A 25,317-nucleotide genomic window follows, 5' to 3' on the forward strand; every position below is an offset into this window, starting at 1 on the left:
GGCGTGGCGACGGCCAACGCCGGCTAAAAATTGCGCCGATTATAGTGTCGACTACAATTCAATCGAAATACCTCCCTACAACATCATAATTTATTAAAACCAGAGGTGATTATGTTACAGAAACACGAAAACGTAATAAGTATGACTGTACTTAGCCATCAGGCCACCCAACAACTAATGCCCTCGTTTTCCTCACTGCCCCATACGCAGCACGCCGACGGCAAATACCGCCTGCGCCGCTATTCGGTAGTCAAACACCTCGGCGGCCGCGTCGTCGAAGCGGGGCCGCGCAATTTCGTGCAATCTGACGAGATCAATCACTTTCAGGGCAACGTGGTGCGCCGCTTCGAGCCGATTGACAGCGCGGTGCTGCAAAGCGTCGGCATGGAGGAAATGTGCAGCCTGTTCGCCGAAAGCAACGATCTGCCTGACGGGGCGGAGATAGAAATTCACCAGATGCGCGTCGTCGCCGTACAGAAAGACACTCAGGTAGCGCCGGAAGGCATTCATCAGGACGGCTTCGACCATATCGCGATGATCGCCATTCACCGGCACAATATCGTCGGCGGCGAAATCATGCTGTACGACGACAGCCACCATGATCCCTTCTTTAAAAAAGCGCTGGCGGACGGCGAGGCCGTGCTGCTGGCGGACAGCAAACTCTGGCATAACGCCACGCCGATCAGCGCCGTCGAGCCGGAAGAAGCAGGCTATCTGGATCTCTTTGTCCTGACCGCGCGGGGAGCGAAAGCATGACCTTCGCTCCCGAACTCGCCCGAGCCCAGTTCAGCGCGCTGCGCCAACGCCATGACGATCGACCCGTTATCTTTTTCGATGGCCCGGGCGGCTCTCAGGTTTCACAAGGCGTACTGGAAAAAATGACCGATTATCTGGGGAAATATAACGCCAACCTGGGCGGACACTATTTTTCCAGCCACAGGACGACCGAGGTGATGGACCATGCGCGGGAATCGGTGCGCGCCTTATTAAATGCGCCAACGCCCGATAACATCGTTTTTGGCATGAACATGACCTCGTTGACGTTCCACCTCAGCCGCATCATCAGCCGCAGCTGGCAGGCCGGCGATGAAATCATCGTTACCGCGCTGGATCACTACGCCAACGTTTCCAGCTGGCAGCAGGCCGCCGCCGATAAGCAGGTCACCGTGCACCAAATACCGCTGGAGCCCGCGGACTGCTCTTTGGACGCAGCCCGGCTGTGCGCCAGGATCACCGCCAAAACCCGGCTGGTGGCGGTCAGCTACGCCTCTAACGTCACCGGCAGCATCGTCGATATCAAAGCCATCACCGAAGCGGCCCACCGGGTGGGCGCGCAGGTTTATGTCGATGCGGTGCACTACGCCCCGCACAACCTGATCGACGTGCAGGCGCTGGGTTGCGATTTCCTGGTGTGTTCCGCGTATAAATTCTTCGGCCCGCATATCGGCATGGCCTATATCGCCCCGCAGTGGCTGCAGCGATTGCAGCCCTACAAAGTGGAGCCGGCCACCGACCTTGGCCCCGGGCGTTTTGAAACCGGCACCCAGAGCTTTGAAGGGCTCGCCGGCGTCACCGCCGCCATCGACTATCTGGCGCAGTGGGGCACGCCGGGCGCACCGCTAAGGCAGCGGTTGCAGGAAAGCTTCGTCGACTATCACCGGCATGAAGAACGGCTGTGCCGCCATTTTTTACAGCGCCTGCGGCAACTCGGCGGCGTGCGGCTCTACGGCTGCCCGCAGGCGGATAGCCACCGCCGCACGCCGACCTTTGCCCTGACCTTTAGCGGCCATGCGCCTGAAGCGATCGCCCGTCGGCTAGGCCAGCACAATATCTGCGTCGGCAGCGGACATTTCTATGCGCTGGGATTGATTCAGCAGTTGGGTTTGCAAGACGGTGGCGTATTGCGCATCGGCATGATGCATTACAACACCCAGCAGGAAATCGACGTGCTGTTCGAGGTGCTTGCCGACGAACTGGCGGTAACGGGGAAACAAACCGCGATCGGATTGGGATAGATAGTGGGGAAAAACGGTAATGGAGCGGGTGAAGGGAATCGAACCCTCGTATGCAGCTTGGGAAGCTGCCGTTCTACCATTGAACTACACCCGCATCGGTGTGCGACTGGCATTATAACCGGTTATCGGCACCGGGCAAGCGAAGATGGCGCGTAACTGCCGATGTTTTAAGCAGTTAGCGTGCCGGCCCGTTATCGCAGCGAAAAAAAACCGGCACAGTCGCCCGTGCCGGTTTTTTCACGCTAAGCGAGGTTACTTCTGCGGGCGCATCGCCGGGAACAGAATCACGTCGCGGATGGTGTGGCTGTTGGTGAACAGCATCACCATGCGGTCGATACCGATGCCCAGACCTGCGGTAGGCGGCAGGCCGTGCTCCAGCGCGGTCACGTAGTCTTCGTCGTAGAACATCGCTTCGTCGTCGCCGGCGTCTTTGGCGTTCACCTGGTCGGCGAAGCGCTGCGCCTGATCTTCGGCGTCGTTCAGCTCGGAGAAGCCGTTGCCGATTTCACGGCCGCCGATGAAGAACTCGAAGCGGTCGGTGATTTCCGGGTTCACGTCGTTACGGCGCGCCAGCGGAGACACTTCCGCCGGGTACTCGGTGATGAAGGTCGGCTGAATCAGATGGCTTTCCGCCACCTCTTCGAAGATCTCGGTCACTACGCGGCCCAGACCCCAGCTCTTCTCAACCTTGATGCCGATGGATTCGGCGATGGCCACCGCTTTACCCATGTCGGCCAGGTCTGCCAGATCGGTTTCCGGACGGTATTTCTTGATGGCCTCGGTCATGGTCAGCTTTTCAAACGGCTTGCCGAAGTCGAACACTTCGTCGCCGTACTGCACCTGGCTGTTGCCCAGCACTTTCTCGGTCAGGGTGCGGAACAGCGATTCGGTCAGCTCGATCAGGTCTTTGTAATCCGCGTAGGCCATATAGAGTTCCATCATGGTGAACTCTGGGTTATGGCGCGGGGAAACGCCTTCGTTGCGGAAGTTGCGGTTGATTTCGAACACCCGCTCAAAGCCGCCGACCACCAGGCGCTTCAGATACAGTTCCGGCGCGATGCGCAGGTACATGTCGATGTCCAGCGCATTGTGGTGGGTGATGAACGGACGCGCGGAGGCGCCACCCGGGATCACCTGCATCATGGGGGTTTCGACCTCCATGAAGCCGCGTTCCACCATGAAGTTGCGGATCGCCGCCATCACCTGAGAACGCACCTTGAAGGTGTTGCGCGATTCTTCGTTGGCGATCAGGTCCAGGTAACGCTGGCGATAACGGGTTTCCTGATCGGCCAGGCCGTGAAACTTGTCCGGCAGCGGGCGCAGGGCCTTGGTCAGCAGGCGCAGTTCGGTACAATGGATCGACAGTTCGCCGGTCTTGGTTTTGAACAGCTTGCCGCGCGCGCCGAGGATATCGCCCAGGTCCCACTTCTTGAACTGCTCGTTGTAGACGCCTTCGGCCAGATCGTCGCGCGCCACATACAGCTGAATGCGGCCGCCCACGTCCTGCAGGGTGACGAACGATGCCTTGCCCATGATGCGGCGGGTCATCATGCGGCCCGCCACGGTGACTTCTACGCCCAGCGCTTCCAGCTCTTCGTTTTCTTTGTCGTCATAAGCGGCGTGCAGCTTGTCAGACGTGGCGTCGCGACGGAAATCGTTCGGGAACGCAATGCCGTTGTCGCGCAGGCCGGCCAGCTTCTCGCGGCGGGACTGCAGCTCGTTATTGAGATCCAGCGCCTGATCGGCGCCCTGTGGTTGTTGCTCAGACATTTCTGTTCCTCATAACCCGGCTTTCAAACTTGCCTCAATGAATTTGTCCAGGTCGCCATCCAGTACGGCCTGCGTGTTACGCGTTTCAACGTTGGTGCGCAAATCCTTGATGCGGGAGTCGTCCAGCACGTAAGAGCGGATCTGGCTGCCCCAGCCGATGTCGGACTTGTTGTCTTCCATCGTCTGTTTATCAGCATTTTTCTTTTGCATCTCAAACTCGTACAGCTTGGCTCGCAGCTGTTTAAACGCTTGATCCTTGTTCTTATGCTGAGAACGGTCGTTCTGGCACTGCACCACGATATTGGTTGGCAGGTGGGTAATACGCACCGCGGATTCGGTTTTGTTTACGTGCTGGCCGCCCGCACCGGAGGCGCGGTAAACGTCGATACGCAGGTCCGCCGGGTTGATTTCGATATCGATATCGTCGTCCACTTCCGGGTAGATGAACACCGAGCTGAACGAGGTATGACGACGGCCGCCGGAATCGAACGGGCTCTTGCGCACCAGGCGGTGCACGCCGGTTTCAGTGCGCAACCAGCCGAACGCGTAGTCGCCGATAATCTTGATGGTGGCGGATTTCAGGCCCGCCACGTCGCCGTCGGACTCTTCGATCACTTCGGTCTTGAAGCCTTTGGCCTCGGCCCAGCGCAGATACATGCGCAGCAGCATGCTGGCCCAGTCCTGCGCTTCGGTGCCGCCGGAACCGGCCTGGATATCCAGGTAGCAGTCGGCGCTGTCGTATTCGCCGGAGAACATGCGGCGGAATTCCAGCTGATCCAGCTTGGCCATCAGCAGATCGAGCTCGGCGCCCGCTTCGTTGAAGGTTTCTTCATCGTCGGCTTCCACCGCCAGTTCCAGCAGGCCGCTGACGTCTTCGCCGCCCTGCTCCAGTTGGTCGATGGTTTCAACGATGGCTTCCAGCGCCGCGCGCTCTTTGCCCAGCGCCTGTGCGCGCTCGGGTTCGTTCCAGACGTCAGGCTGTTCCAGCTCGGCGTTGACTTCTTCTAGGCGTTCTTTCTTGGCATCATAGTCAAAGATACCCCCTAAGAACGGCAGTCCGCTCGGACAGGTCCTGAATTCGGTTTTTTACCGGATTAATTTCAAACATGGTTTTTGCGTTCTTTTACGTTGATGTCGTCGATGGCGAAATGCCATTGGAACCGGTAATTCTAACGGATCCGGGCGGCAGTTTATAGCGAGTTGCTCAGTTTTTGTGGCGATCGGGCGCCAAAGCGTGTAGCGGGGAGAGCTGGTGTTTCGTCCGTGTTTTCTTGTCGGCGCCAACCAAGCCGCTAAGCTGTTCAAGTATTGAGCAGTGTAGTCATTAAGACTATAGTCACGACGATGACTCAACAGGGATAGGCGGTGCCAACATGGACATTTTCGTTACGGATGATTTCGACAAATTTATGAAGAAAAATCGCATCGTCGATCAAAAAATTTGCACGGCTGCTCACGAACTCGAACATGGCAACCATGACGGCGATCTGGGGGGCGGCGTCTACAAGAAACGCCTCCCGCTCAATCGGGGTAAACGGGGCGGCGCCCGATCCATCGTGGCATTTAAACACGGACGCCATCAGTATTTTGTTGATGGATGGCTAAAAAACACCGTAAAACAGAACGGTGCAAAAGAAATTAACGATGATGAATTAGCAACCTATCGCGAGCTCGCGAAAGACTTTCTTGCCATGCCGCCAGAAATTATCAAACGAGCCATCGATAGCGGTTACCTGCGAGAGGTGAAATGCGATGACTGATAATCGCCTACTCAGACTGCAAAAAATGGCGCAACGATTCAATGAAATTGGCGCAGTGTCAGACGACACCATGCGCAGCATCGATGCGCGCGTTCAGGCGCAAGAGCAAAATGCCCAGCATGAACAGCGTGAGCAAATGGACGGCGCACGCATCAAAATGCTACGCAAACGGCTTGGCTTAAGTCAGGCCGATCTGGCGGCCGTGGTCAATATGTCGACCACCAGCGTACAGAAATGGGAACGTAATGCGGTGAAACCCCAGGGTTCCGCGCTCAGAATGCTGGAAATTATCGAGCAGAAAGGCGTCGCCAGCCTGATTATTCCGCCACGAAACTGATGGAGCGTTCGTACACCGGTCACTTACCGCTGCACGAACGCCCATTTCACTTCAGCGCGGCCAAAGATGCTGGATCAGCAATTGCACGTTGCGGTTGCCGCGGAACTCGTTGACGTCGAGCTTGTAGGCCAGCTCCACCTCGCGCACGCTGCTGTCCGGCCACAGCGCGGTGTCCACGTTGAAGGCGATGCCGTCGAGCAGCGGGCCGCCGCCGAGCGGCTCCACCATCAGCTTCAGGTGCTTCTCGCCCACCAGCCGCTGCTGCAGGATGCGGAACCTGCCGTCGAAGGTCGGCTCCGGGAACGCCTGGCCCCAGGGGCCGCCCTCGCGCAGCAGCTCCGCCGTGGTCAACGACAGCTCCTGCATCGCCAGCTCGCCGTCGGACCAAATTACCCCTTCCAGCATCGCCGGATCGAGCCACTCGCCCACCAGCTCGCCGAAGCGCTGGCGAAACTCGTCGAATTTGGCCTCTTCCAGCGATAGCCCGGCCGCCATCGCATGGCCGCCGAATTTCATCATCAGGCCGGGATTCAGCGTATCCAGCCGCTCCAGCGCGTCGCGCATGTGCAGGCCGGCCACCGAACGGCCGGAGCCCTTCAAAATGCCGTCCCCCGCCGGAGCGAAGGCGATCACCGGGCGGTGAAAACGTTCTTTGATGCGCGAAGCCAGAATGCCCACCACGCCCTGATGCCATTCCGGATGGTACATCGCCAGGCCGTAAGGCAGTTCGGTGCTGGTGCGCTCCAGCTGGTCGCACAGCTGCAGCGCTTCCACCTGCATGCCCTGCTCAATCTCGCGCCGCGTTTGATTCAACGCGTCAAGATCGTTGGCCAGCATGCGCGCCTGCGCGATGTCGTCGCTCAGCAGCAGCGCCACCCCCACCGACATGTCGTCCAGCCGTCCGGCGGCGTTGAGCCGCGGGCCGAGCGCAAAGCCGAGATCGTTGGCCGCCAGCTGGCGCGCGTCGCGGTTGGCGACCTCCAGCAGCGCGCGGATGCCCGGCCGGCATTTGCCGGCGCGGATGCGGTTTAGCCCCTGATACACCAGAATGCGGTTGTTGGCGTCCAGCGGCACCACGTCGGCAACCGTACCCAGCGCCACCAGATCCAGCAGTTCAGCCAGATTGGGCATCGCCAGGGCGCGCTGCTCGAACCAACCGCCGTCGCGCAGCCGGGCGCGCAGCGCCAGCATCAGATAAAAGGCGACGCCCACCCCGGCCAGCGATTTGGACGGGAACTCACAGCCGCGCAGGTTGGGGTTCACGATCGCCTCGGCCGCCGGCAGGGTGTCGCCCGGCAGGTGGTGATCGGTCACCAGCACCTGCATGCCCTTGGCGTGCGCCACGTCGACCCCGGCGTGCGAAGAGATGCCGTTATCGACGGTCAGGATCAGTTGCGCGCCGCGCGCCGCCGCCTGTTCCACCACTTCGGGGCTCAGGCCGTAGCCGTCTTCGAAGCGGTTCGGCACCAGATAATCGACGTCGCCGCCGCCCATGCTGCGCAGCGCCAGCACCGTCAGCGCGGTGCTGGTGGCGCCGTCGGCGTCGAAGTCGCCCACCACCATGATGCGCCGCCGGTCGGCCAGCGCCTGCTGCAGAATGCCGACGGCGTCGTCGATGCCGTCCAGCTGCTGCCAGGGCAGCATGCCCTTGACGCTGCGCTCCAGTTCCTGTTCGCCCTGCACGCCGCGCAGCGCGTATAAACGGCGCAGCAGCGGAGGCAGGCTGGCTGGCAGGTGGCTTTCGTCCGCCGCCGGTCGGCGGCGTAGTTGCGTTTTCATGCTCACCGGCGATTAACCACCGGCTTTGGTGGCGGCCTGATGCGCATCCAGCATGGCGGCCAGCTCTTTCGGCCCCTGATAGCCGGGGATCATCATGCCGTTCTCCAGAATGATCGCCGGAGTGCCCTGAATGCCGAACTGCACGCCCAGCGCGTAGTGTTTGCCGATGTCGGTTTTGCAGGTCGCCGGAGACACCGCGTCGCCCTTCATGGCGGCGTCAAACGCCTTGGCCTTGTCGGCGGTGCACCAGATCGACTGCATGTCTTTCTCGGCCTGAGACTCCAGCCCCTGGCGCGGGAACGCCAGATAACGCACGGTAATGCCCAGATCGTTATACTCTTTCATCTGCTGATGCAGCTTGTGGCAATAGCCGCAGGTAATGTCGGTAAACACGGTGATCACGTGTTTTTCCTTCGGCGCCTTGTAGACGATCATCTGATCTTTCAGCGCATCCAGCTTGGTGCCCAGCAGCTGATTGGTCACGTTCACCGGCTCTTTGCCGCTGACGTCGTACAGCGGGCCCTGCAGAATATGTTTGCCGTCTTCGGATACGTACAGCACGCCGCTGTCGGTCAGCACGGTTTTCAGGCCGCTGACCGGTGAAGGCTGCACGTCCGCCTGCTGAATGCCCAGGCTGCCGAGGGCTTTTTTGATGGCCGCGTCATCGGCGTGTGCCGCGCCGGATACCGAAGCCACCAGCAGGGAGAGCAGCATTAAACCTTTTTTCATTGTTCCAATCCTTTCGAACCCGGCGCGTCTAGGCGCGCGGGTGATGCTGTTGATGTAGCTGTTTCAGTCGTTCGGTCGCTACATGAGTATAAATTTGCGTAGTGGAGAGATCGCTGTGCCCCAATAACATCTGTACGACACGGAGATCGGCCCCATGGTTCAGCAAATGGGTGGCGAACGCGTGGCGCAACACGTGCGGCGACAAACGTTCGCTGTCGATGCCGGCAAGGATCGCATAGTGTTTGATGCGATGCCAGAACGTCTGTCGGGTCATTTGCTGGCAGCGGTTGCTGGGGAACAGCACGTCCAGCGTCTGCCCGTTGACCAGCCAGGGGCGGCCGTGTTCCAGATAGTTTTCGATCCAGTACACCGCCTCTTCGCCCAGCGGCACCAGCCGCTCCTTGTTGCCCTTGCCGATCACCCGCACCACGCCCTGCCGCAGGCTGACGTCGCTGAGGGTCAGCCCGACCAGTTCGGAAACCCGCAGGCCGGTGGCGTAGAGCACTTCGAGCATCGCCTTGTCGCGCAGCTCCAGCGGCTGATCGACGCAGGGAGCCTGCAGCAGGGCGTCGACCTGCGCTTCGCTCAGATCCTTCGGCAACCGCTGCGGCAGCTTCGGCGAAGCCAGCAGCGCGGTCGGGTCGTCTTCGCGCAGCTTCTCGCGGTACAGATACTGGAACAGGCGGCGCATGGCGCTCAGCAGGCGCGCGGAGCTGGTGGCCTTGTAGCCGCCGTCCACCCGTTCGGCGAGGAACGCCTGCAGATCCAGCGCTTCCGCCTGCAGCAGCGGGGTCTGGTGATGGTTAAGCCAGGCGACCAGCGCCTGCAAATCCAGCCGATAGGAGGCCAGCGTATTTTCCGCCAGATTGCGCTCGAGCCACAGCGCATCCAGGAATTGTTCAATCAGCGTATGGTCTTGCTGTTGCACGCGGTCCTCTCTTTGTTGCGTTTCCACCCGCGCCATTATGCCTTAAGCCGGCGCAAATCTGGTACACTCGCGGTAATTCTATGAACGGCAACATAACGGTTTAAACATGAAGATTGGTCTGTTTTACGGCTCCAGCACCTGCTACACCGAGATGGCGGCAGAAAAAATCCGTGAGATTCTGGGTGAAGACCTGGTCGACCTGCACAACCTGAAAGACGTCTCCCCCCAGTTGATGGAAGACTATTCCATCCTGATCCTCGGTATCCCGACCTGGGATTTCGGCGAGCTGCAGGAAGACTGGGAGGCGATTTGGCCGCAGCTGGCGGCGCTGGATCTGAAAGGCAAGATCGTCGCCATGTACGGCATGGGCGATCAACTGGGCTACGGGGAATGGTTCCTGGATGCGCTGGGCATGCTGCACGATCAGATCGCGCCGCTGGGCGTACAGTTTATCGGCTTCTGGCCAATCGACGGCTTTGAGTTCACCAGCCCCAAACCGCTGAGCGCCGACGGCAAACACTTTGTCGGCCTGGCGCTCGACGAGGTCAATCAGTACGACATGAGCGAAGACCGCCTGCAGCAATGGTGCGAACAGATCCTGCTGGAGATGGAGCCGCTGCTGTAGCGGCCCCGGGCGCGTTCGGCGCGCCCGAACCCCCGGCTTACTTCCACAGCCGGAAACGCTGTTCGCCGCCGCCGGTCGCCGCGTCCCCCGCCAGGCGCGCCGGATCGGCCACCCGATACCAGTCCAGCTTGCGCGTCAACAGCATGATCCCCGCCAGAATAGCGAACAACAGCCCGGCCCCCAGCGCCAGCGCGTTATCTTCCGACTGCAGCAGCAGATACAGCACGCCATACAACAGCAACAGGCTGGCGGCGAACAGCGCGCCGCGCAGCTTGCCGCGCAACACCGCGCTCAGATAGAAGGCGATCAGTCCGCTGCAGGCGATGCCGGCCAACAGATAGGCGACGGCAAAGCCGAGATGCTCGGAAAAAGCCAGCAAGATCAGGTAAAACAGCACCAGCGCCGCACCGACCAGCAGATACTGGATCGGGTGCACCCGCAGGCCGGTCAGGGTTTCGAACAGGAAGAACGCCATAAACGTCAGGCCGATGAACAGCACCGCGTACTTCACCGCGCGCTCGGTCAGTTGGTAATGATCGACCGGTTCGATCAGGCTGGCGCTGAACGCCGGCAGTTTGTCCTCATCGAGGATGCCATCGTCGTAATGGAAAGCGCTGTTGATATTGTTGGCGAACCAGGTGCTGCGCCAGCGGGCGCTGAAGCCCCGCTCCGTGATCTTGCGCTCATCCGGCAGGAAATTGCCGAGGAAGTTCGGGTGCGGCCAGTTGCTCTGCAGCCGCAGCTCGCTGCTGCGGCCCAGCGGCACCAGCGACAGGCTGCTGGTGCCCGCCAGCGTCAGGGTGAAGTCGGCGCTCAGCCCCTCTTTTTGCAGCATCGCCAGCGTCAAGGGCGCATGAATGCCCTGCGGCAAGCCGTTGACGCCGGTACCGGGCTCAAACGCCACCGGCTGCGGCCCGCCCAGCGGGGAAATGCTCTTGATGCCGCGCGAATCGCTCAGCGCCACCAGCAGGAACGGCCGGCCGACGGTGACGTTGCTGCGCTGCAGGTCCGCCAGATCGGGCTGACCGAACTGCACCTTGAAGTTCAGCGGCCCCTGATAAACCTGAGTCTGATAGATGCCCAGCCTGCGCGCCTCTACGTTCGGCGTGCCGACGACCTGCAGGGTTTCCGGCAGCAAATAGCGATGATGCCGCACCCGCTGCACCACCTTTTGCCCTTGGTCGTCCTGTTTCTCTTCCCGTTCGGTATAGGGGATGACGATCAGCGGGCCGAGAATGCGCTGCGCCCGGCTGGTGCTTTCGCTCACCTGGCCGACCACGCTTTGGCGATAGCCGCTGCGTTCTTCAATCACGTTCATCAACTGGCTGATGGGGATAATCATCAGGATCATCAGGCCCAGCAGGGTGGCTATTTTCCAAAACAATACCGATTTCATCATGTGCGCTCCTTGTAGGTAATAGCGCCACGATAAAACCCGCCGGTGAAATCAGGATGTGGTTGTGTGAAGGGACGGTGAAGTCACAGCGATAAAGTGAAGATGGCCTCTACGCCGTGCGGCCGGCGATTATGCAGGCTGATGCCGCCGCGATGCAGGCGCGCCACTTCCTGCACGAAATTCAGCCCCAGACCGCTGCTTTTCGGCCGATCGGCGCGCGCCAGCGAATAGAAGCGTTCGAACACCTTACCGATCGCGTAGTCAGGAATGCCGCTGCCGTCGTCGCAAACCATGATTCGATAGCGCTGCTCCCGCCGTTCGCCGCGCACGCGGATCGTACCGCCCGGCGGCGTGAAGTCGAGCGCGTTATCCAGCAGGTTGGTCAGCGCCTGGCTGAGCAGCAGCGCATCGCCGTTCAGCGTCGCCTCGGCCAGCGCCTCTACCTGCAACCGCACCTGGCGCTGCGCCGCCTGCGCTTCCTTGCCGGCCGCCGCCTGGCGCACCAGCGCCGCGATCGCCACCGGCGCCAGATCCAGCTCCGGCCGGCTCTCCAGCCGCGCCTGCACCAGCAGTTTGTCCACCAGTTGCTGAATGCGCGCGCTCTGCTGTTCGATATTGGTCAGAAAACGCCGGGCGGTCGCCGGCGGCGGCAGCTCCTGCAGCAGTTCCGCCGCGCCGCGTATCGCCGCCAGCGGGCTTTTCAGTTCGTGGGTCAGGGTATGCACGTATTGTTCGATGTAGGCTTTGCCCTCCAGCTTCAGCCGCATGCTTTCCAGCGCCTGCGCCAGCTGCGCCAGCTCGCGGCCGCCCATGTTGGGCAGCGGCGCGTCTTCGCCCTGCGCCACGCCGTCGGCGTAGCGCACCAGCCGGCCAATCGAACGGTTGATCCACCAGACGAAGGCCAGGCCTATCAGCAAGGCAATCCCCAACAGCAGCGCACCGGCCCACAGAATGCGCCGTTCGCTGCGCTTGATCACCGGCGCCATGGTGCTGTTGGGCTTGCCGACGCTGAGCACGCCGATGATTTTACCCTGTTCGATCACCGGCGCGGCCACGTACATCACCGAGCTGTTCTCGTCCTGCGGATCGCTGCGCGTGCTGCGGGCGCCGTACTGGCCGCGCAGCGTCAGGTGAACGTCGTTCCAGCGCGAGTAGTCCTGCCCCTGCGCCCGGCCGGCGGAATCGAAAATCACCCTGCCGCGCGCATCGGTGAGATACGCGTGATATTCGCTGCGATCCTTGCGAATGCCGGCGATATTGGCGCCGATCGGCCGCTGGTTCAATTGGGAGAAAGCCTGCGCCAGCTGGCCGTGCGACGCATCGCCCCGCCGCATGTCCTGCCGCGCGATCTGCGCCAGCAGGTTGGCGGTGTCGACCAAGGTGCCTTCGGTGGCGCGGCGCACGCCGGGCTTCACCTCCTGCACAAAGATGCTCAGTACGAAATAGCCCGCCACCGCCACGATCAGGAAGTATCCCAGCAGCAGCCGCAGGCCAATTTTCATGGCTGGCGGCTCACGCTGTAGCCCAGTCCGCGATGGGTATGAATCGGCGGTTCGCCGGGATCCACCGCGCGCAGCTTGGCGCGCAGCGTTTTGATGTGGGTATCGACGGTGCGATCCAGGCTCTCTTCCGCCTGCGCCCAGACGCAGTCCATCAACTGCTGGCGCGAGAACACCCGCCCGGGCGCCAGCAGCAAGGTTTTCAGCAGTAAAAATTCGTAGCGGGTCAGCGACAGCGGCCGCTGATGGTAACTGATGGTCGCCGCCTGTTCGTCGAGCATGAAGGGGCCGAAATGATACGGCGCGGCCTGCTGCAGGCGCTGCTGCTTGTGCAGACGGCGCAGAATGGTGCGCACCCGGGCGCTGACTTCGCGCGGGGAAAAGGGTTTGGCGACGTAGTCGTCGGCGCCGATCTCCAGCCCGATCAGCCGGTCTACCTCATCGCTGCGGGCGGTCAGGAACAGCACCGGCAACTCCGCCGCTTGAGCCAGCAGGCGGCGGCACAGTTCGAATCCGTTGATGTCCGGCAAGCCGACGTCGAGGATCGCCAGCGCCGGTGCCCCCTGCGCCAACGCCTGCAGCGCCGGTTCTCCGCGTTCGAACCAGCGCACCTGAAAGCCTTCGCTCTCCAGGGTGTAAATCAGCGTATCGGCGATACTGGGCTCATCTTCCACCAGCCAGAGCAGGGGTTTCATCAGGCGTCCTCGTCATCGTCGGCCGGCGGATACAGCAACAGCTGGCGCAGATGCCGCCACTCTTCCTTACCCATGCTGTCCGAGGCCAGCCACAGCCGGCGGCGCTTTTTGCCCGCCAGCGGCTGCAGCGTCAGCAGCATGCCGTAGCCGAGCATCCAGGGCTTTTTCGCCAACCGCCATTCGCGGCCGTGCCAGCTGAAACGCCGGTCCGCCAGCAGGCGCAGTTCTCCCTGCGCCGCGGCGATGCGCTTCTGGCTGCGGATGCATTGAAACACCACCAGCGTCAACAGCACCAGCCAGATCGGCCCGTAGCCTTCCGGCCATGGCGAAATCAGGATCAGCAGTATCAGAATGCCGTGCGTCAGCAGCGAAAATAACTGGGTGCGCCAGGAAATGCGGACGTCACATCGCCACTGGGCCACGGTCTTTATTTCGCGTTTGGATCAGGGTCACCATTCTCTGCAGCTCGCTGTCCTGCGGCGCGCCATGATTCATCAGCCAGTTGAACAGATCGGGATCGTCACACTCCAGCAGGCGGATAAACAGCGCCTTGTCGGTATCATTCAGCTGGTCGTACTCGTATTCGAAGAACGGCATGATGGAGATGTCCAACTCGCGCATGCCGCGGCGGCAGGCCCAGTGAATACGTGCTTTGTTATTAATATCCATGTTGTTATGACTAACCTCTTTTCAGCGCGGCCTCGCCAGCGCAGGGTTCAAAGGACACACTGTATGGCAACGCCGTCGCGATATAATTCCATCGGCCAGGGATCTGTCTGCAAGGGGTCGCCCTTGGCCGCAAGCCTATAGAGTAACAATTTGACATACTCGCCGGGAAGGACGTTCTGTGCGTAAACGCAATAAAGCGTGAAATGTCAAAAAAAGCGCTGCCGGGCGCCGCGGCGCGAATAACAGTTTGCAAAGCCCGCCGCCTCTTTTACCATGGGCTTAACACACCCTCAGGTAAGCTAAACGTTAAGCAGGATCTTACTATGGCGTATAACATTCCATTCCCACCCCGTCAGCCTTCCGCCTCCACCCATCTGCCCCTGACCCTGATCTCGCTGGAAGACTGGGCGCTGGTGACGCTGAATGGGCCAGATACGGTTAAATACCTTCAGGGCCAGGTGACGGCGGATATCGACGCGCTGGCGGCGGACCAGCACGTGCTGTGCGGCCACTGCGACGCCAAGGGCAAAATGTGGAGCAACCTGCGCCTGTTCCACCGCGGCGAGGGCTTCGCCTATCTGGAGCGCCGCAGCGTGCTGGACAGCCAGCTGGCGGAAATCAAGAAATACGCGGTGTTTTCCAAAATCACCATCGCCGCCGACAACGACGCGGTACTGCTCGGCGTGGCCGGTTTCCAGGCGCGCGCGGCGCTGGCGGGCCTGTTCAACGCCCTGCCGGATGCCGATCATCAGGTAGTGCAGGACGGCGACACCACCCTGCTGCACTTCTCCCTGCCGGCGGAGCGTTTCCTGCTGGCGACCACCGCCGCCGTTGCCGAACGGCTGGTGGCCAAACTGCATGAACAGGCCGAGCTGAACGACAGCGGCCAATGGTTGGCGCTGGATATCGAAGCCGGTTACCCGATTATCGACAGCACCAACAGCGCGCAGCTGATACCGCAGGCCACCAACCTGCAGGCGCTGCAGGGCATCAGCTTCAGCAAGGGTTGCTATACCGGTCAGGAAATGGTGGCGCGCGCCAAGTTCCGCGGCGCCAACAAACGCGCGCTGTACTGGCTGGAAGGCAAGGCCGGGCGCACGCCGCAGCCGGCGGAAGATCTGGAACTGCAGCTGGGTGAGAATTGGCGCCGCACCGGCACCGTGCTGGCCGCCAGCCAACTGGCCGACGGCACGCTGTGGGTACAGGTGGTGATGAACAACGATCTGGCAGCCGACAGCAAGCTGCGGGTGCGCGATGACGCCGCCAGCCAGCTGGCGATCAAGCCGCTGCCCTATTCGCTGGCCGAAGAAAAATAATCCCCCCGGCAGCAGGCGCCCGCCCGCTGCCGCTTTTTACTCGTCCAATTCTCCGTCGCGCTGCACCAGATAGATCAGCACCAGAATAATGGTGACAAAGAAGCGAAACGCGCTGGGCACGCCGTTCCATTGCGGCGACATCCACATGCCGAGCCACTCCCCGCCGATCGACGTAAACCCGACCTGCCAGGTATTGATGAATCCTGTATAAGATGGGATTGCGGCGGGATCAGACGTACAGATAAATCGCCATGAAGTGGCAGACGCTGCCGCCGAGCACGAAGCCGTGCCAGATGGCGTGGCCGAAGCGGAAGCGTTTGGAGGCGTAGAAAATCACCCCCAGGGTATAAACCAACCCGCCAACCGCCAGCAGGGTGACGCCGCCGATGTCCAGCCGCGTCGCCAGCTGATAAATCACGATCAGCGACAGCCAGCCCATGGTCAGATAGGTCACCAGCGACAGCGCTTCAAAACGGTGGGCAAAAGCCAGCTTGAACAACACCCCCAGCAGCGCCAATCCCCAGATTACCGCCATCAGGCCCTTGGCCAGCGGCGAGTTCAGCCCCACCAGCAAAAATGGCGTGTAAGTGCCGGCAATCAGTAGATAAATGGCGCAGTGGTCAAACTTTTTCAGCCAGTGCTTGGCTTTCTGATGCGGGATGGCGTGGTACAGCGTGGAAGCGAGATACAGCAGGATCATGCTGCCGCCGTACAGGCTGTAACTGGTGATGGCCGTCATATCGGCACCGGTGTCCACCGCCTGCACCAGCAGCAATACCAGCCCGACGATGCCGAATACCAGCCCGATGCCGTGGCTGATGCTGTTGGCTATTTCCTCCGCCCACGGATAGGCTGCGGCGGCACTCTTTTCGCTCCCGGCTTTCACTACGCCCGTTTTTCCCATAAAACACAAACCCTCAAAACGCCCTGCATTGTTCGAAATTAACGCAAAACAGCTTAACTGAGAATAATTCCAGTGTACACGTGTACGCTAAAATAAAACTGTGAACGCGTGTAACCATCGAAATCCCCCGCCCACTGGTCTACAATCGTCAGGCTTCAACCCACCCACCACGAGGTTTACACCATGTCATCCGCTGTACCCGCGTTAGATTTCGGCTCCATGACCCAGGTCATTCAGTTCCTGATGGAAATCGACAAGTTGAAAAGCGTGCAACGCCGCACCAAGGTGCTGGGCACCCAGCGTCAGGAAAACTCCGCCGAGCACAGCTGGCACTTCGCCGTCGCCGCGCTCAGCCTGGCGCCCTATGCCGGTGAAGGCGTGGACATTCAGCGGGTGATCCAGATGGCGCTGCTGCACGACATCGTGGAAATCGACGCCGGCGACGTGCTGGTTTACGATCTGGCGGCCCGCGCGGCGATCCACGATCAGGAAGTGGCGGCGGCGCGGCGGCTGTTCGGCATGTTGCCGGACGCTCAACGCGAGTATTTCACCGCTTTATGGCAGGAATATGAAGACGGCGAGAGCGCCGATGCGCGCTTTGCGCTGGTGCTGGACCGCACCATGCCGATGCTGATGAACCTGCACAATGAAGGCCAGAGCTGGGTAGAAAACGGCATCAGCCTGGAGCAGGTGCTGTCGCGCAACACCCTGATCGCCGAGATCTATCCCGAACTGTGGCACCATCTGCTGCAGCACCTGCAGGATGCGCAGCGCAAAGGCTGGCTGAAGTAAGCGCATCGGGCTGCAGCGCCGCGGCTGCAGCCTTCTTGCTTACAACGGCTTATGCGCCGTTTCCCGCGCGGCCAGCACCGCCCACAGCGTAATCAGCAGCGCCACCACCACGTAGGCCGAGATCGCCAGCGTGCTGTTATAGGACTTGAACAGCGACGCGATGATCAGCGGGGCGAAACCGCCGCCCAGGATCCCCGCCAGCGTATAGGCCAGCGATGACCCGGCATAGCGCACCCGGGTCGGGAACTGCTCGGTGATAAACGCCGCCTGCGGGCCGTACATCGCCGCGTGGATCAGCAGGCCGACCACCACCGCCGTGCAGATCAGCACCGGCTGCGTGCTGTCGAGCAGCACGAAGAAGACAAACGCCCACGCCATCGCCGCCAGCGCCCCGCCGATGTATACCGGACGGCGGCCGAAGCGATCCGACAGCGCGCCGAACATCGGCACGGTAATGGCGTTGCCGATCGCCCCCAGCATGGTGGCGGCCAGCGCCAGCGGGCGCGGCAGATTCAGTACGGTGGTGACGTAGGTCAGGGTAAATACCACCACCAGCGCATAGAGCACGTCGGAACCGATGCGCGAGCCGCCGGCGATCAGCAGCGGGCGCATATGCTGGCTGAACACCTCGCGGATCGGCGCCTGGGTAACGTCTTTCGACGCCTCCAGCTGCAGAAACGCCGGCGTCTCGCCCACCCCGCGGCGCAGCCACAGGCCGAAGATCACCAGCACCAGGCTGAGCAGGAACGGAATGCGCCAGCCCCACAGCTGGAAATCATCCGCCGACATCGCCACCGTCACCAGCGTGATCAAACCGGTGCCTATCAGCGTGCCGCAGGAAGGCCCCACCTGCGCAAAGGAGGCGTTGCGCCCGCGCTGATGCGGTTTGCCGTGCTCCATCGACAGCAGCACCGCCCCCGCCCACTCGCCGCCCAGCGCGATGCCCTGGATAAAGCGCAGCGTCACCAGCAGCAGCGGGCTCCAGATGCCCCAGCTGGCGTAACCCGGCAGCAGCCCCATCAGCGCGGTGGTCACCCCCATTATCACCAGGGTGGTGACCAGCACGAAGCGCCGCCCCAGCACGTCGCCGAGGTGGCCGAACACGATGCCGCCGATCGGCCGGGAAACATAGCCGACCGCATAGGTGGAGAACGCCAGAATGGTGCCCACCAGCGGATCGAACGACGGGAAGAACACGTGGTTGAAGATCAACGCCGCCATGATGTTGTAAACGGTGAAGTCATACCATTCCAGCGCGGTGCCGATCGAGCTGGCCGCCGCCAGTTTGCCGGTATTCGGCGGGTTGGCGGCCTGCGCTTTGGCCGACGAGGCCATTGGCGTTTCTGTGGTGGATGCGCTCATGATGTCAGCTCCTGTACGGTCAGTTGCCAGCCAAGGGCGTAATGCCAGGCGTCGCCGGCGGGGATTTTCAACGTGAGGCAGGCCTGCTCGGTCAGGCGCTGGCCGGCCTCGGCGCCGCTGCTTTCGATCAGCAGCATCGGCAGCAGCCGGCGGTTCTCGCGGGATTCTTTCGGCAGCGGCGAGCTGAGCTCGGCGTCCGGCGTCAACAGGCTGCTGCGCACAAAGCCGGGCTGTTCGGCCAACTGCGCGCCCAGCGCGGCGACGCTGGCGCGCAATGCCTCCGGCGCCGCCGGCGCCAGGGTGATGACGCCCAGATGGCTGCCGCAGCCCTGGCCGGTTACGGCCTCAACCGCACACACCCGGCGCATCGGGTTGCGCATCTTGTCCAGGCTGGCCACCGACCACGGCGTCTGGTGTTGGAAAGCGGCGCGGTAGGCTGCGGTGGTGAAGCTGGCCAGCGATTCGGTTTTATACAGCCCCAGATATTTACGCCCGCCCTGCAGCGCCTGATAGCGAGTACCGGATAAAAAGCCGGGCACCCGCACCCGCTCTTCGACGTGCTCACGGTCGTACCACTGATTGAAATCCGCCTCGTCCTGCGCGGCGACATCTGTTGCGACAAACAGCATTCCGTTCGGGGAACCGGTCATGGGGACTCTCCTGTTAACTCAAGTAAGGCGGGCAACGCCCTGCCGTATCATTACGCGCCGGCCAGGCAGCGTTCGGCAGCCAGCGCCCAGCCCAGCAACGCCTCGTCCCGCATCGGCAACCCGGCCAGCATCAGGCCGATCGGCGCCGCGCCCGGCCGTTGGCACGGCAGAGACAGCGCGCAGCCGTCGAGGAAGTTAATGATTGAAGGATTGCGCAGCGCCAGCGCGTTGCAGCGGAAATAGGCTTCTTCGCTCGCCTCCAGCTCGGCGACGGTCGGCGCAACAAGCGGCGCTGTCGGCATCAGCAGGGCGTCGAATCCCTGCACCGCCGCCGCCACCCGTTGCTGCCAATCGGCGCGCTGCTGTCGCAGCTGCTGCAGATCCTGTTCACCCAGCGGCTGGCCGCGGCGAATGCGCGACAACACGCGCGGATCGTAGTCATCGGCCCGCTCGGCAATCAGCGCCCGATGCCAGCGCCAGGACTCCAGCGCGGTGAAACCGCCGGCGGCGTTGATCGCCGCCAGTTCGGCCAGCTCCGCCAAAGGGATCGGTTCAATCTGCGCGCCGGCCTGCGCCAGCCGCCGCAAAGCCTGCTGGAATGCCTCGGCGACCTGCGGCTGCAATTCATCCAGCACCAGCGTCTGCGGCACCGCAAAGCGCGCCTGTTCCAGCGTTTTCGGCTGCGGCCGCAGCGGGCCTCCGGCTATCAGCGCGTCCAGCGCAATGCAGTCGGCGACGCGGTGGGCGATCACGCCGATCGAATCCAGCGACGGCGACAGCGGCAGCAGGCCGCCGTCGTTGATGCGCCGGGCGGTGGGTTTGAAGCCGGTCAGCCCGCAGAAGGCGGCCGGGATGCGCACCGAACCGCCGGTATCGCTGCCGATGGCGCCCAAACACATGCCGTCGGCCACCGCCACCGCCGCGCCGGAGGACGAGCCGCCCGGAATGCGGCGCGCAGCGCGATCCCAGGGATTAGCCGGGGTGCCGTAATGCGGGTTGATGCCCAGCCCGGAATAGGCGAATTCGGTCATGCCGGTCTTGCCGATCACCACCGCTCCCGCTTGCAACAGCCGTTCCACTATTGCCGCGTGGCGCTCCGCCTTCGGCGCGGCGGCCAATACCCGCGAGCCGGCGGCGGTGGTTTGCCCGGCGACGTCGAACAGGTCTTTGACCGACACCGGTACGCCGTCCAGCGCCGACAGCGGTTTGCCCTCGGCGCGCCGCCGATCGGCCGCCTGCGCCTGGCGCTGCGCCCACTCGCCATAAACCTGAGTGAAAGCGCGCGCGCCTTCGCCCCGCTCATCGGCAATCTGCGCCAACGCGGCGGCCGTCAACTGCACCGCCGTCAGTTCACCCTTGGCCAGCGCGGCGGCGGCCTGCTCCAGCGTGAGTTTATTCATCAGGCCACCACCGGCAGCTCAATGCTGCGATAGCTGTGGCTGATGGCCCTTCCCAGCACTGCGTCCGCCAACTCCATGCGGAACTCCAGCGCCGGGCGAATGCCGCCGATCGCCGCCAGCGTGCCGCAGGTCATCGCCAGGCCATCGGGCGCCTGCGGCAGCGCCAGCCCGCATTCCGGCAGCTGCGAGCCGCCGAGATAACGCTCCAGCAGATCGCCGGGCGCACGCAGGCTGGCGAGAGTGCCTTGCTGATACAGCCGAAACTCGCCGTCTTCCTTGATCCACGAGCGCAGGACCAGCGAATCCCAATGATCCAGCACCTCGCACAGCGGCCAGGCGGCGCGCGCCACCGGCTTGACGCAGATCTGTTTCGACAGCGCCACGCTGTGGGCCTCCAGCTGGCGATCGGTATGATCCGACGCCAGCGAAACGAACAGCTCGCCGCCCTGAGTGAAGATAAAAGGTTCCGCTTCGCCGGAGGTGGCGCTGCCGATCACCTCAATGCAGTCGCTTTGGCTAAGCTGGTTGGCCGCCACGCGATAGAACAGCGGAATTGCACTGGGCTGGGGCACGCCCAGCTCGGCCAGCTCCCTGATATGGTGCAAGATCGCCTCGCGATCGCGCCCGGTCCAGCCGGCGATCACCAGCTGGTCGATCTCGACATTCAGCGCCGCAGCGCCGCGGGATCCGGGTAAAGTAAAGGTCAGTCTCATGGCCGTATCGCCTCTTTGGTTAAAATACTGTGAAATTTCACTATATCTTTAGTTACCAAATAAGCGATTTCCATGCCATGTTTTTGTGTACTATGTCTAAAAACTTTCTTCTTGCAGGAGCAGAACGTGAAGACCGTTGACGCAGAGAGCCCACAACTCCCGACGGCAGAGGAAGCCGGGCTGTCACTGAACGAACTGGCCTACCGCCGCTTCAAACAGGCGCTGGTGACGCTGAGCTACAAGCCGGGCGAATATCTCAATACCGCGCAGGTGATGGCGGAGCTGGAAATGGGCAGAACCCCGATCAATCAGGCGATCCACCGCCTGGCCAACGAAGGCCTGCTGCAGGTGATCCCACGCAAGGGAGTGATGGTGGCGCCGCTGTCGATCGACGATGCGCTGGAGCTGATAGAGGTGCGGTTGGCCAACGAAATGCTGTGCATGCGGCTGGCGAGCAAGAAGATCACCGAGCGGCAAATCGCCGCCCTGAGCGCGCTCAATCAGCAAATAGAGGCCGCCAGCCTGCGGCGTGATCGGGTGCTGATGATGACGCTGGATCATGAATTCCATCAGGAGCTGGCGCAGATCGCCGGCAACAACATGCTGGCGGACATCCTGAGCGTGCTGCACGCCAGGGCGCAGCGCTTCTGGGCCAGCACGCTGTCGCGCGAAGGGCATATGCGGGAAGTGATCGAGGAGCACCGGGCGATCATCGCCGCGCTGGCCGCACAGGACAGCGACGCGGCGGCCGATGCGGCGCAGGCGCATATCCTGTCGTTCCGCAGCGCCTTGCTGCACGAGGGTTAACATTTCAGGGGAATGTCAGACATAAAAAATCCGCCGACGCTGAGTCAGCGGATGTTTACCCCGTGGCGCGGCCCTTCATTCTTCGCGTTCGTAATCTTTCAGCATCGCCTCACGCAGCAGGGCATTCAAACGTTTCTGATAGCCCTTGCCCGGCCTTTGCAGCCATGCCAAAACGTCCGCATCAATTCTGATCGTTTTTGACACTTTCACCGGTTTGTAAAACCGCCCCTGAACCGCCGCACTCCACTTTTCATCGCCGAGCGATGGCGCATCAGCATGGTCAATCTCCACGTCCGGCAGAGAGCTCAGGGAAGCTATCTGCGCTTTTTGTTCTTCCGACAGCGGTGGAAGCACGCTATGTTGCAGATTTCTGACTGAATTTTTGCGCTTCATATCTCCCTCTCTCTTTTGCATCGGCCTTACGCGCTGAAATGATACGTACTATCTCGATGCTGTCACCGGCAGAATCAGTTTCGGAGAGGGTATGCGCGACCAACAGCAGCAAAGAACCGCCAACCATGCCGATAGTTTGCCAACGTTCTTCCCCTCCTTCGATTCGTTCCAGCACCGCCAGGTGGTTCGGATCCGAAAAAACGTGTCGCGCCACTTCAAAACTGACGTGATGCTTCCTCAGGTTGTTTTGATTTTTATCTTGATTCCATTCAAAATAAACATACATTTTTGTAACTACAATTTGATTGTTATTTAAGCAAAGATACCCCCCCAACGCCGGCGATGTCAAAACAATTGAGCCCCCTCAGCGCCCGCCGGCCGCGTCGATAAAACTGCCGGTCACGTAAGAGGCGGCGTCGGACAGCAGCCAGGCGATGATGTCCGCCACCTCCTGCGGTTGGCCGCCGCGCCGCATCGGCAGGCTGTCCTTCACGCGATCCACCCGGCCGGGTTCGCCGCCGCTGGCGTGCATCTCGGTATAGATTAACCCCGGCCGCACGGCGTTGACGCGAATGCCCTGCGCCGCCACCTCCAGCGCCAGGCCGGTGGTCAGCGTGTCGACCGCGCCCTTCGAGGCGGCGTAATCCACGTACTCCCCCGGCGCGCCCAATCGGGAGGCGGCGGAGGAAACATTCACGATCGCGCCGCCCCGCCCGCCGTGGCGCTGCGCCATGCGCTTCACCGCCTCGCGGCAGCACAGGAAGTAACCGGTGACATTGGTGCTCAACACCTTATTAATGCGCTCGGCGGTCAGTTGTTCGATGTTTCCCTGTTGGAACAGGATGCCGGCGTTGTTGACCAGCGCGCAGAGCGTGCCCAACCCGGCGTCCAGCGCGCTGAACATCGCCATTACCTGCGCCTCGTCTGCGATATCCGCCTGCAGCGCCAGGGCTCTGCCGCCCAGGGATTCAATCTCCGCCACCACCTGGCGCGCGGCGGCGGCATCCTGCAAATAGTTAACGCCCACCGCATAGCCCTGCCGGGCCAGCAACAATGCGGTCGCGCGGCCAATGCCCCGGCTGGCGCCGGTGACCAGTGCAATTTTCGTCATGTTATTCCTTTCTCTGATTGGCGAAGCGACATCGGCGGCCGGCGCTCAAAAAAGCCGTGCCGGCCTGCTATATTATGGCCAGGAAAACCTGAGAGCGAATGACTATGAGCGCCCCCGTTCTGCTGCAGCGGCAGCAGCTTGATTTGCTGTGGCAGATCGACCGCAGCGAGATTATCGATACCCTGTATCGCCTGCAGGACGGCGAACTGCAGCCTTACGCCGACTATTACGACGTGCGCGGCTGGGATCCGCACGATAAGGACACCTACACCCCCATTCACGAAGCATGTTTCGACCGCGGCGGCGTCTTCTTCGCGCTGTTCGAAGGCGAGGAGATTGTGGCGGCGGCGGCTGTCGATACCGAACTGCGCGGCCCGGATCGGGATCTGCGCCAGCTGCTGTTCTTTTACGTCAGCGCCCGCCGGCGCGGCCAGGGGCTGGGGAAAACACTGTTTGGCCACTGCCTGCGGCAGGCCCGGCAGGACGGCGCCGCCGGGCTGTACGTTTCGTCCATTCCCAATAAGCGCACCGTGGATTTCTATCTGGCGCAGGGCTGCCGGCTGTTGGCGGTTCCCGACGCCGAGCTGTTCGCCCGTGAGCCGGAGGATATCCATCTGGCCTGCTGTTGCCGCTAGCGGGAAATGCGCATCACCGAACGCACGTCGCTTTTCTTGTTCAGATCCCAGACTTCGGCGATCTCCGCCAGCGCGTGCTCCTGCGTCTCCAGCGCGATTTCGCCTGCGGCGGCCAGCGCCAGGATCTCGCTCGCGTAGCGCTGCATTTCCGCTACCGGCGGGAAGTTGCCGGTGCCGCTGCCCATAATCTGCAGCTGATTGCTGCGCAGCACCGCCGCCGGCAGCCGAATGTCCGGCCCGGCCATCGATCCGACGTTGACCAGCCGAATGCCGCGCCCGCCGGCGTACGAAGAGAGATCGTGATTGTTCAGCGTGGCGAGCAGCGCTTCGGTCGGCGCCCCCCAGATATAATCGACGATCGCCTGATAGCCGTTCGGGCCCGCCGCCGCCGCGAAGGCCCGCGCCAGCGCCTCGCCTGCCAGAGTCAGATCCACCGTGGCGTCAACGCCCAACGCGTCCAGCACCGGCTGCCGACGGCCGGCGGCGACGATGCGCCCCGCCCCCGCCTGGCGCGCGGCGGCGACCGCCAGCTTGCCCGAGGTGCCGGTGGCGCCGACGATCAGCACGGTTTCACCGGGCTGAAGGTCCGCACGCCAACGCAGCGGCAGCCAGGCGGCGAAGGCCGGGTTGATCAGCGCCGCGGCGGTGGCGTCGTCTACCGCCGCGGGCACCGGCACCGTCCAGGACGCGACGCTGCGCTGCGCCATCGCGCCGTAGGGGCGGCGGAAGGAAGCGAAGTACACCCGCCGGCCGTCCGGCGTGCGCCCGACGCCGTCGGTGCCGGGCACGATCGGCAGCTGTTTGGGGCTGGAATAATGGCTGCCCGCCACGGTGGCGCGATCCAACTGCTTGATGCCCGCCGCCAGCACTTCAATCAACACTTCGCCAGCCTGCACCTGCGGTTCCGCAAAGGTGCCGAAAACCGGGGCTTGCCCCAGCGCTGTGACTATTGCCGCTTGCATAATGACTCCTCGGATCGGGATGCCGGCTCGTCAGGGTTGCGAGCGGCAATAAAAAAGGGACACCGCATGA

The 25,317-nt window shown here is 62.2% G+C and carries 28 protein-coding genes, 1 tRNA gene and 1 pseudogene; 9 read left to right on the top strand and 21 right to left on the bottom strand.

The window, feature by feature from the left end; genetic code table 11:
- The first annotated feature begins 141 nt into the window (after nucleotides 1-141).
- Nucleotides 142-756: a 2OG-Fe dioxygenase family protein gene (locus CKW09_RS20035; protein WP_231922093.1), complete on the top strand. Its 615-nt coding sequence runs from the start codon at nucleotides 142-144 to the stop codon at nucleotides 754-756.
- Nucleotides 753-2,015 carry a cysteine desulfurase-like protein gene (locus CKW09_RS20040; protein WP_095099091.1) on the top strand — a complete coding sequence of 421 codons (1,263 nt, stop codon included), beginning with the start codon at nucleotides 753-755 and terminating at the stop codon, nucleotides 2,013-2,015. Before CKW09_RS20035 ends, CKW09_RS20040 begins: the two co-directional genes overlap by 4 nt.
- Before the next feature lie 20 nt (nucleotides 2,016-2,035).
- On the opposite strand, the gene CKW09_RS20045 is transcribed toward CKW09_RS20040, so the two are convergent.
- The 3 genes from CKW09_RS20045 to prfB all read right to left on the bottom strand — a co-directional run bounded on the left by CKW09_RS20045 (nucleotide 2,036) and on the right by prfB (nucleotide 4,893).
- Nucleotides 2,036-2,109: transfer RNA gene (locus CKW09_RS20045), tRNA-Gly, on the bottom strand.
- Between the two features lie 158 nt (nucleotides 2,110-2,267).
- Nucleotides 2,268-3,785 carry a lysine--tRNA ligase gene (gene lysS / locus CKW09_RS20050; RefSeq protein ID WP_061796927.1) on the bottom strand — a complete coding sequence of 506 codons (1,518 nt, stop codon included), beginning with the start codon at nucleotides 3,783-3,785 and terminating at the stop codon, nucleotides 2,268-2,270.
- Nucleotides 3,786-3,794: 9 nt separating this feature from the next.
- Nucleotides 3,795-4,893, bottom strand: a protein-coding gene (gene prfB / locus CKW09_RS20055) for a peptide chain release factor 2 (RefSeq protein WP_115939790.1) whose coding sequence is annotated in 2 segments (ribosomal slippage) — nucleotides 3,795-4,817 and nucleotides 4,819-4,893 — 1,098 coding nt in all. Because the reading frame shifts where the segments join, the coding sequence is not laid out codon by codon here.
- A gap of 265 nt (nucleotides 4,894-5,158) precedes the next feature.
- Here prfB and CKW09_RS20060 point away from each other — a divergent pair.
- Nucleotides 5,159-5,545 carry a type II toxin-antitoxin system RelE/ParE family toxin gene (locus tag CKW09_RS20060; RefSeq protein WP_095099094.1) on the top strand — a complete coding sequence of 129 codons (387 nt, stop codon included), beginning with the start codon at nucleotides 5,159-5,161 and terminating at the stop codon, nucleotides 5,543-5,545.
- Nucleotides 5,538-5,882 carry a helix-turn-helix domain-containing protein gene (locus CKW09_RS20065; RefSeq protein ID WP_046899002.1) on the top strand — a complete coding sequence of 115 codons (345 nt, stop codon included), beginning with the start codon at nucleotides 5,538-5,540 and terminating at the stop codon, nucleotides 5,880-5,882. Before CKW09_RS20060 ends, CKW09_RS20065 begins: the two co-directional genes overlap by 8 nt.
- Nucleotides 5,883-5,933: 51 nt before the next feature.
- Here the strand turns inward: CKW09_RS20065 and recJ are convergent, their stop codons facing one another.
- From recJ to xerD, 3 genes are read right to left on the bottom strand one after another with little or no spacing between them, the layout of a single operon-like run.
- Nucleotides 5,934-7,667, bottom strand: a complete 1,734-nt coding sequence (gene recJ / locus CKW09_RS20070; RefSeq protein ID WP_095099097.1) for a single-stranded-DNA-specific exonuclease RecJ — start codon at nucleotides 7,665-7,667, stop codon at nucleotides 5,934-5,936.
- Between the two features lie 6 nt (nucleotides 7,668-7,673).
- Nucleotides 7,674-8,390 carry a bifunctional protein-disulfide isomerase/oxidoreductase DsbC gene (dsbC, locus tag CKW09_RS20075; protein ID WP_061796933.1) on the bottom strand — a complete coding sequence of 239 codons (717 nt, stop codon included), beginning with the start codon at nucleotides 8,388-8,390 and terminating at the stop codon, nucleotides 7,674-7,676.
- 28 nt (nucleotides 8,391-8,418) lie between these two features.
- Entirely contained in the window at nucleotides 8,419-9,318 is a 900-nt protein-coding gene (gene xerD, locus CKW09_RS20080) for a site-specific tyrosine recombinase XerD (RefSeq protein WP_095100284.1), read from the bottom strand.
- 106 nt (nucleotides 9,319-9,424) lie between these two features.
- Between xerD and fldB the strand changes: the two genes are divergently transcribed.
- Entirely contained in the window at nucleotides 9,425-9,943 is a 519-nt protein-coding gene (gene fldB / locus CKW09_RS20085) for a flavodoxin FldB (RefSeq protein ID WP_061796935.1), read from the top strand.
- 37 nt (nucleotides 9,944-9,980) lie between these two features.
- On the opposite strand, the gene creD is transcribed toward fldB, so the two are convergent.
- The 5 genes from creD to sdhE form a co-directional block, all read right to left on the bottom strand.
- A complete protein-coding gene (creD, locus tag CKW09_RS20090) occupies nucleotides 9,981-11,342 on the bottom strand; it encodes a cell envelope integrity protein CreD (protein ID WP_095099100.1) in 1,362 nt (453 codons plus the stop codon).
- Nucleotides 11,343-11,422: 80 nt separating this feature from the next.
- Complete coding sequence (gene creC / locus CKW09_RS20095; protein WP_095099103.1) at nucleotides 11,423-12,841, bottom strand: two-component system sensor histidine kinase CreC; 1,419 nt, start codon at nucleotides 12,839-12,841, stop codon at nucleotides 11,423-11,425.
- On the bottom strand, nucleotides 12,838-13,533 hold the full coding sequence (gene creB / locus CKW09_RS20100) for a two-component system response regulator CreB (protein ID WP_061796942.1): 696 nt from the start codon (nucleotides 13,531-13,533) through the stop codon (nucleotides 12,838-12,840). The genes creC and creB overlap by 4 nt, the downstream gene beginning before the upstream one ends.
- Complete coding sequence (locus tag CKW09_RS20105) at nucleotides 13,533-13,955, bottom strand: protein YgfX (protein WP_095099106.1); 423 nt, start codon at nucleotides 13,953-13,955, stop codon at nucleotides 13,533-13,535. Before CKW09_RS20105 ends, creB begins: the two co-directional genes overlap by 1 nt.
- The gene (gene sdhE, locus CKW09_RS20110) at nucleotides 13,936-14,202 is read right to left on the bottom strand and encodes an FAD assembly factor SdhE (RefSeq protein WP_061796946.1); all 267 of its coding nucleotides are present in this window, start codon (nucleotides 14,200-14,202) and stop codon (nucleotides 13,936-13,938) included. Before sdhE ends, CKW09_RS20105 begins: the two co-directional genes overlap by 20 nt.
- Nucleotides 14,203-14,525: 323 nt before the next feature.
- On the opposite strand from sdhE, the gene ygfZ reads away from it, so the two are divergent.
- On the top strand, nucleotides 14,526-15,518 hold the full coding sequence (gene ygfZ / locus CKW09_RS20115; protein WP_095099109.1) for a tRNA-modifying protein YgfZ: 993 nt from the start codon (nucleotides 14,526-14,528) through the stop codon (nucleotides 15,516-15,518).
- A 36-nt stretch (nucleotides 15,519-15,554) separates the two neighbouring features.
- Here the strand turns inward: ygfZ and CKW09_RS20120 are convergent.
- Together CKW09_RS20120 and trhA are read right to left on the bottom strand one after the other, a co-directional pair.
- Nucleotides 15,555-15,722: pseudogene (locus CKW09_RS20120) on the bottom strand (DUF2165 family protein); the annotation flags it as partial.
- Between the two features lie 25 nt (nucleotides 15,723-15,747).
- On the bottom strand, nucleotides 15,748-16,422 hold the full coding sequence (gene trhA / locus CKW09_RS20125; protein ID WP_061796950.1) for a PAQR family membrane homeostasis protein TrhA: 675 nt from the start codon (nucleotides 16,420-16,422) through the stop codon (nucleotides 15,748-15,750).
- 183 nt (nucleotides 16,423-16,605) lie between these two features.
- Here trhA and CKW09_RS20130 point away from each other — a divergent pair, with 183 nt between their 5' ends.
- Entirely contained in the window at nucleotides 16,606-17,214 is a 609-nt protein-coding gene (locus tag CKW09_RS20130; RefSeq protein WP_061796951.1) for an HD domain-containing protein, read from the top strand.
- A 39-nt stretch (nucleotides 17,215-17,253) separates the two neighbouring features.
- On the opposite strand, the gene CKW09_RS20135 is transcribed toward CKW09_RS20130, so the two are convergent.
- The 4 genes from CKW09_RS20135 to CKW09_RS20150 are packed head-to-tail and all read right to left on the bottom strand — an operon-like array spanning nucleotide 17,254 to nucleotide 21,339.
- The gene (locus tag CKW09_RS20135; RefSeq protein WP_061796968.1) at nucleotides 17,254-18,576 is read right to left on the bottom strand and encodes an MFS transporter; all 1,323 of its coding nucleotides are present in this window, start codon (nucleotides 18,574-18,576) and stop codon (nucleotides 17,254-17,256) included.
- The gene (locus CKW09_RS20140; RefSeq protein WP_061796970.1) at nucleotides 18,573-19,226 is read right to left on the bottom strand and encodes a DUF4286 family protein; all 654 of its coding nucleotides are present in this window, start codon (nucleotides 19,224-19,226) and stop codon (nucleotides 18,573-18,575) included. The genes CKW09_RS20135 and CKW09_RS20140 overlap by 4 nt, the downstream gene beginning before the upstream one ends.
- Before the next feature lie 50 nt (nucleotides 19,227-19,276).
- Nucleotides 19,277-20,626 carry an amidase gene (locus CKW09_RS20145; RefSeq protein ID WP_095099112.1) on the bottom strand — a complete coding sequence of 450 codons (1,350 nt, stop codon included), beginning with the start codon at nucleotides 20,624-20,626 and terminating at the stop codon, nucleotides 19,277-19,279.
- On the bottom strand, nucleotides 20,626-21,339 hold the full coding sequence (locus tag CKW09_RS20150) for a DUF2848 domain-containing protein (protein ID WP_095099115.1): 714 nt from the start codon (nucleotides 21,337-21,339) through the stop codon (nucleotides 20,626-20,628). Before CKW09_RS20150 ends, CKW09_RS20145 begins: the two co-directional genes overlap by 1 nt.
- Before the next feature lie 72 nt (nucleotides 21,340-21,411).
- On the opposite strand from CKW09_RS20150, the gene CKW09_RS20155 reads away from it, so the two are divergent.
- The gene (locus CKW09_RS20155; RefSeq protein WP_174524351.1) at nucleotides 21,412-22,146 is read left to right on the top strand and encodes a GntR family transcriptional regulator; all 735 of its coding nucleotides are present in this window, start codon (nucleotides 21,412-21,414) and stop codon (nucleotides 22,144-22,146) included.
- Between the two features lie 75 nt (nucleotides 22,147-22,221).
- Here CKW09_RS20155 and CKW09_RS20160 read toward each other — a convergent pair whose 3' ends face one another.
- From CKW09_RS20160 to CKW09_RS20170, 3 genes are all read right to left on the bottom strand, one after another.
- Complete coding sequence (locus CKW09_RS20160) at nucleotides 22,222-22,539, bottom strand: BrnA antitoxin family protein (protein WP_095099118.1); 318 nt, start codon at nucleotides 22,537-22,539, stop codon at nucleotides 22,222-22,224.
- A complete protein-coding gene (locus tag CKW09_RS20165) occupies nucleotides 22,502-22,825 on the bottom strand; it encodes a BrnT family toxin (protein WP_073970285.1) in 324 nt (107 codons plus the stop codon). The genes CKW09_RS20160 and CKW09_RS20165 overlap by 38 nt, the downstream gene beginning before the upstream one ends.
- A gap of 78 nt (nucleotides 22,826-22,903) precedes the next feature.
- Nucleotides 22,904-23,650, bottom strand: a complete 747-nt coding sequence (locus tag CKW09_RS20170; RefSeq protein ID WP_095099121.1) for an SDR family oxidoreductase — start codon at nucleotides 23,648-23,650, stop codon at nucleotides 22,904-22,906.
- 104 nt (nucleotides 23,651-23,754) lie between these two features.
- Between CKW09_RS20170 and CKW09_RS20175 the strand changes: the two genes are divergently transcribed.
- The gene (locus tag CKW09_RS20175; RefSeq protein ID WP_095099124.1) at nucleotides 23,755-24,285 is read left to right on the top strand and encodes a GNAT family N-acetyltransferase; all 531 of its coding nucleotides are present in this window, start codon (nucleotides 23,755-23,757) and stop codon (nucleotides 24,283-24,285) included.
- On the opposite strand, the gene CKW09_RS20180 is transcribed toward CKW09_RS20175, so the two are convergent.
- On the bottom strand, nucleotides 24,282-25,247 hold the full coding sequence (locus tag CKW09_RS20180) for a quinone oxidoreductase family protein (protein WP_095099126.1): 966 nt from the start codon (nucleotides 25,245-25,247) through the stop codon (nucleotides 24,282-24,284). The two genes, CKW09_RS20175 and CKW09_RS20180, sit on opposite strands and share 4 nt — an antisense overlap.
- Between the last annotated feature and the right edge of the window lie 70 nt (nucleotides 25,248-25,317).

It is taken from the genome of Serratia ficaria, assembly GCF_900187015.1.
Taxonomy (GTDB): Bacteria; Pseudomonadota; Gammaproteobacteria; order Enterobacterales; family Enterobacteriaceae; genus Serratia; species Serratia ficaria.